The sequence below is a fragment of the Actinomyces sp. MRS3W genome (genome assembly GCF_032465695.1).
Classification (GTDB): domain Bacteria; phylum Actinomycetota; class Actinomycetes; order Actinomycetales; family Actinomycetaceae; genus Actinomyces.
The window spans coordinates 1-6,267 of sequence record NZ_JAWDJJ010000029.1; the positions used below are offsets into that span (position 1 = coordinate 1).

Annotated in this window: 3 protein-coding genes; all 3 read right to left on the reverse strand. The window is 70.7% G+C overall.

All coding sequences use genetic code 11. The features are described from left to right. The coding region (gene narJ / locus RWX45_RS00795) for a nitrate reductase molybdenum cofactor assembly chaperone (RefSeq protein ID WP_316021893.1) at positions 1-793 on the reverse strand (793 nt) is incomplete at its 3' end. A gap of 61 nt (positions 794-854) precedes the next feature. Then, positions 855-2,438 carry a nitrate reductase subunit beta gene (gene narH, locus RWX45_RS00800; RefSeq protein ID WP_316021894.1) on the reverse strand — a complete coding sequence of 528 codons (1,584 nt, stop codon included), beginning with the start codon at positions 2,436-2,438 and terminating at the stop codon, positions 855-857. Beyond that, entirely contained in the window at positions 2,438-6,229 is a 3,792-nt protein-coding gene (locus RWX45_RS00805; protein ID WP_316021895.1) for a nitrate reductase subunit alpha, read from the reverse strand. The genes narH and RWX45_RS00805 overlap by 1 nt, the downstream gene beginning before the upstream one ends. Between the last annotated feature and the right edge of the window lie 38 nt (positions 6,230-6,267).

A 6,267-nucleotide genomic window follows, 5' to 3' on the forward strand; every position in this document is an offset into this window, starting at 1 on the left:
GACCGGCCAGGCGTGCGGGCACGGTCGGGAAGGGCAGGGTGTCGGTGACACCGACGGTCTCCGTGGGCGGGCCGGCCGCCACCAGGGCCCGCACCCGCTCGGCGGTGGCCGCATCCACCGGCTCCAGGGTGGCGACGACGGCGTCAACCAGCCGCGCGTAGGGAGAACCGGCGTCGCTCAGGGCGCACCGCAGCACCTCCAGGCCGTCCCGGTGCGAGGCGAGCAGTACCTCGGCGACGGCGTCGCCGCTGCGGGCACTCAGCTCCAGCACCACCGGCAGGTAGTCGGGCAGCTCATCGCGGTCCAGCTCGTAGCCGGTTGCCGCCAGCGCCTGCTTGAAGGCGAGGAGGGCGGCACCCCGGTAGCGGGTGTCACCCACCGCGTAGTAGCTCAGGTACAGGCAGCAGCGGCGACGCCGGTCGAAGACCTCCACATAGTGCTCGGCCATGGCGCGCGTGCCGCGTGCGCGGGCGGTGTCCACGAACTGTGCCAGCGGCCGAGCCACTGCCTCCGGCAAGTCGGGGGCGGCAGCCAGGGCGGCGGCGACGGCGTCGAGCCGCTCGGTGAAGTCCGTCTCCGCGGGGTAGTCGAGCAGCAGCGAGGCGCTCATATGCACCAGTGCGCGCCCGGCGGCGTCCAGGGCAACCGGCTCCGGGGGCGCCAGCGTGCGCGGCGCCCGCACGAATGCGGCTGGGCGACGCGCCGCGGCGTCGGCGAAACCCCGTGAGGGCGCCGTCCCGCTCGTCGCGGCACGGGACCACGGGGTCGGCGTACCCAGGTTCAACGACTCCATCTGCTCACCCCCATGCCAGCCTTCTCAGCCATCTCGGCCATGTCGGTGTCTCCCGGCCCGATCACGCCGGGCCGCCTCCGCTCACGCCCGGTCCCGCGGTGGGAACCGGGTCGCGGCGCACCGTGGGCACCGGCAGCGCCACGGGCCCGCTCGTGCTCAGCGCGGCCGCACCGCAGGCGGCGGGCGCTCCCTCGCCCAGCAGGGTGCGCACGTCCTCGCCCATGGCGGTCATGCCGCGCGGCACCTCGGGGCTGGCCGTGGGGATGACGTAGCGGTCGTCGTACTTGGCGATCGCCAGCAGCCGGTACATGGCCTCCAGCTCCTCCCCGCTCATGCCGACGGCGGCGGCGATGGCCGGGTCCGCCTCCTGCCCGAGCCGCACCTGACGCATATGGGAGCGCATGGCGGCCAGCCGGCGCAGGACCAGCTCCACCGCGTTCGTGTCCCCGGCGGTGAACAGCCCCGCCAGGTACTCCAGCGGAATGCGCATCTCGGACACGGCCGTGAGCAGCACCCGGTGGTCCTCGCCGTCCAATCCGGCGGCGGCCACTTCATCCACCACCGGGGACAGCGGCGGGATGTACCACACCATCGGCATGGTGCGGTACTCCGGGTGCAGCGGCAGAGCCACCCGGTAGGTGGAGATGAGGTCCCAGACGGGGGAGTCCTGAGCGGCCTTCACCCACGCCTCAGGCACGCCCGCCTGGCGCGCCGCCTGCACCACCTGCGGGTCGTGGGGGTCCAGCAGGATCTCCCGCTGCGCCGGGAACAGGTCCTGCGGGTCGGTGACGGCGGCCGCCTGGGAGACCCGGTCGGCGTCGTACAGGAGCACCCCCAGATAGCGCAGGCGCCCCACGCAGGTCTCCGAGCAGACGGTCGGCTGCCCCGCCTCCAGCCGCGGGTAGCACAGGGTGCACTTCTCCGCCTTGCCGGAAACGTGGTTGAAGTAGACCTTCTTGTACGGGCAGGCGGACACGCACATGCGCCAGCCGCGGCAGGCATCCTGATCCACCAGGACGATGCCGTCCTCGCTGCGCTTGTACATGGCCCCCGACGGGCAGGCGGACACGCAGGTGGGGTTGAGGCAGTGCTCGCAGATGCGCGGCAGATAGAACATGAAGGTCTGGTCGATCTGCGTGGTGATCTTCTCACTCATGCCGGCCAGCACCGGGTCCTGCTCCAGCGTCTCGGTGGAGCCGCCCAGGTCGTCGTCCCAGTTGGGGCCCCACGAGATGGTGGGCATGTACTCGCCGGTCAGCTGGCTCTTGGCGCGTGCCACCGGAATATTGGGGGAGTCCTTGGGGGCCGACAGCAGCTGGTCGTACTCGTAGGTCCACGGCTCGTAGTAGTCCGCGACGGTCGGCATGTCCGGGTTGGCGAAGATCTGGGCGAGTCGGCGCAGCCGCCCGCCCGAGCGTGGGCGCAGCCGCCCACTGGCGGTGCGCTCCCAGCCGCCGCGCCAGCGCTCCTGATCCTCCCAGCCCTTGGGATAGCCCACCCCGGGGCGGGTCTCAACGTTGTTGAACCACATGTACTCGGTGCCCTCGCGGTTGGTCCACGCCTGCTTGCAGGTGACCGAGCACGTGTGGCAGCCGATGCACTTGTCCAGGTTCATCACCATGGCGATCTGGGCCATCACCTTCATCAGAAGGTCACCTCCTGGTTGGTGCGACGACGAATGCGGGTGACCTCGTCGCGGTTGTTGCCGGTGGGGCCGATGTAGTTGAAGGCGTAGGACAGCTGCGCGTAACCGCCCGCGAAGTGGCTGGGTTTGAGCACGATGCGGGTCAGCGAGTTGTGGGTGCCGCCGCGCCGTCCGGAACGCTCGGTGACCGGGGTGTTCATGGTCCGCTCCTGGGCATGGTGCATGAACACCGTCCCCTGGGGGATGCGGTGGGAGACGACCGCCCGGGCCGCCACGATCCCGTTGCGGTTGTAGGCCTCCACCCAGTCGTTGTCGCGCACGCCGATGGTGTCGGCGTCGGCAGGGCTCATCCAGATCGTCTGCCCGCCCCGGCCCAGGGTGAGCATGTGCAGGTTGTCGTAGTACTGGGAGTGGATGGCCCACTTGTTGTGCACCGTCAGGTAGCGCACCGCCACCTCCACGGCGCCCTCCTGGCTGGTGCCCACCTGGCCGGGGGCGGCCTCCCCGTACAGGGAGGCGAAGTCCAACGGCGGGCGGAAGGCGGGCAGCGACTCGCCCATGTCGCGCATCCAGTCGTGGTCCAGGTAGTAGTGCATGCGGCCGGTGAGCGTGTGCCACGGCTTGGCATGCTCCACATTGACCACGAAGGCCGAGTAGCGCCGTCCGCCGTGCTCGCTGCCGGACCACTCCGGGGTGGTGATCACCGGCTGCGGCTTGACCTGGGTGTCGGCGAAGGTGACCTGCCGGCCGGCATCCTCCTCGCTGAGCTCCACCAGCGAGGTGCCGGTGCGCTGGGCCAGGGTGCGCCATCCCTGAGTGGCCAGGTGCCCGTTGGTGGCGCCGGACATGTGCATGACCGCGTCCCCGGCTCGAATCGGGGTGTCGATGAGCGGTCGGCCGGCGGCGGCGCCAACACCGGTGCCGTGGGCGCGACGCAGCTGCTCCATCTCCCGTTCGGGGTGCAGCATGATCCCCTTGATGGGGATACCCGGCTTCTCCACCAGGGGTCCGACGGCGTCGAACTTGTTGCGGATCTGGGTGTAGTCGCGCTCAATGGGCACGAGCTTGGGCATGGTCACCCCCGGCACCCACCCGTCGGGCAGGGCCGAAAGGTCCCCGTGCGGCATGGTCATGGCGTCGGGGGTGTCGTGGGTCAGCGGCGCGGCGACGACGTCGGTCTGGGTGCCCAGGTACTTGGGCGCCCACTGGCTGACCAGCTCGGCGAGCTGACGGTAGATGTCGAAATCGCTGCGCGCCTCCCATGGCGGATCGATCGCCATGTTGAAGGAATGGATGAAGGGGTGCATGTCCGTAGTGGACAGGTCGTACTTCTCGTACCAGGTGGCCGCCGGCAGCACGACGTCGGAGTGCAATGTGGTGGAGGTGTTGCGGAAGTCCGCCGTCCACATGAGGTCCAGCTTGCCCTGGGGCGCCTCCTCACGCCAGGTCATGGACACCGGACGGCGGTCGGCGGGGGTCTCGGTGGCATTGACGTCGCCGCCGGAGCCGACCATATGCCGCAGGAAGAACTCGGTGCCCTTGGCGGAGGAGCCCAGCAGGTTGGTGCGCCAGGAGGCCAGGATGCGGGGGAAGTTCTCCTCGGCGTCCGGATCCTCGCAGGCGAAGCGCAGCTCGCCCTTGGCCAGCTGATCGGCAACGTACTCGGCCGGTTTCATGCCCGCCTCGGCGGCCTGCTGCCCCAGCAGCAGCGGGTTGCGGTTGAAAGTCGGGTAGGACGGCGTCCAGCCGCGCCGCATCGCCTCCACCAGCGTGTCGGAGGCGGTCTTGCCCGCGAGCGTCCCGGCGCCCAGCGGGGAGCCCAGGCGGTCGGCGGGGGTGTCGTCGTAGCGCCACTGGTCGGTGGTCAGATACCAGAAGCCGGTGGAGATCATCTGGCGGGCCGGCCGGTGCCAGTCCAGGGCGAAGGCGAACTGCGACCAGCCGGCGATCGGGCGGACCTTCTCCTGACCCACGTAGTGCGCCCAGCCGCCGCCATTGACACCCTGGGTGGCGCACATGGAGGTCAGCGCCAGGATCGTCCGGTAGATCTCATCGGCGTGGTAGTAGTGGTTGATGCCGGCCCCCATGACGATCTGGGAACGGCCTCCGGATTCAAGGGAGTTGACGGCGAACTCGCGCGCCACCCGGATGGTGGCCGGGCCGGGAACGCCGGTCAGCTCGGCGGCCCATGCGGGGGTGCCGGGGACGGTGGCGTCGTGGTAGTCGGCGGGCCACTGCCCGGGCAGGCCGGGGCGCTGCACCGCGTAGTTGGCCAGCAGCAGGTCGTAGACGGTGGTGACCAGGCGCCCGTCGGCCAGCCGCGTGGCGGGCACGCCCCGGCGCACCACGCCGCCGCCCACGCTGCCGGTGGGCGTGGTGGAGCCGGGCAGATCGAAACGGGGCAGGAGAACCTCTGTCGGTTCGACGACCCGGCCGGACGCGGCGCCGGCCGGCTCACCGGCGGCGCCGGCCGCCAGGTCGGCCATCGACATGACCGGGTCGACGCCGTCCAGACGCAGGTTCCACTTGCCCTCGCCCTCGGGGGTGAAGCGGTCCGCCAGGGTGCCGCCGGGGTCGGCGGGGCCGCGCTCGCGGTCCCACACCAGTGGCCGGAACTCGCCTCGCGGCAGGGCGTCGGCTACCCCGTCCACGCCGTCGGCAGTGACGAACTTGCCCGGCACCAGGCCCGAGCCGTCGGGGGAGGCGACCAGTTCCACCAGGAACGGGGCGTCGGTGTAGCGGCGCATGTAGTCCAGGAAGAAGGACTCGCGCCGCTCGACGTGGAACTCCTTGAGAATCACGTGACCCATGGCCATGCCCAGCGCCCCGTCGGTTCCGGGGGCAACCCGCAGCCACTGGTCGGCGAACTTGGTGTTGTCGGCGTAGTCGGGGGAGACCGCCACCACCTTCTGGCCGTGGTAACGGGCCTCGGTCATGAAGTGGGCGTCGGGGGTGCGGGTCAGCGGCAGGTTCGAGCCCCACATGATGAGGTACTGGGCGTTGTACCAGTCGCCCGCCTCCGGCACGTCGGTCTGGTCGCCGAACACCTGCGGGGACGCCGGGGGAAGGTCGGCGTACCAGTCGTAGAAGGACAGCATGGTGCCGCCGATGAGCTCGTGGAAGCGGGCCCCGGCCCCGTAGGAGAGCATCGACATGGCCGGGATGACGGAGAAGCCGGCGCAGCGGTCCGGGCCCCAGGTGCGGATGGTGTGCACATAGGCGGCGGCGATGAGCTCCATCGCCTCATCCCAGCCCACGCGCACCATGCCGCCGCGTCCGCGGGCGGATTTGTAGGCGCGGGAGATGACCGGGTCGGCGGTGATCTCGGCCCAGGCGGCGACGGCGTCGTCGTCGTGGCGCTTGCGGGCGTCGCGGAAGGCGTCCAGCAGCACGCTGCGCACGTACGGGTAGCGGATGCGCGTGGGGGAGTAGGTGTACCAGGAGAAGGCGGCGCCACGCGGGCAGCCGCGCGGCTCGTACTCGGGCATGTCCGGCCCGGTGGTGGGGTAGTCGGTGATCTGCTTCTCCCACGTGATGACGCCGTCGGTGACATACACCTCCCAGGCGCAGGAGCCGGTGCAGTTGACCCCGTGCGTGGAGTGGACCATCTTGTCGTGGCTCCACCGGTGGCGGTAGAAGGTGTCGGCGTCGCGACCGCCCTCGAGGAACAGGCGGCGGGCGTCGTCGGAGACCTCGCCGCGACGCAGATAGGACCCGAGGGTGAACAGCCCCGGGGCGTTTTCGACCGGGGTGTCCGGTCCGGGGACGATGCTGTCGGCGGATGTGCTCATCGCGGGTCCTTGACTGTGTGACGGGCGGGGTTATGAAG

Excerpts from the sequence above, each read along its gene's own strand:
- narH (WP_316021894.1), bottom strand. The coding sequence starts at position 2,438 with ATGAAGGTGATGGCCCAGATCGCCATGGTGATGAACCTGGACAAGTGC.
- RWX45_RS00805 (WP_316021895.1), bottom strand. The coding sequence starts at position 6,229 with ATGAGCACATCCGCCGACAGCATCGTCCCCGGACCGGACACCCCGGTC.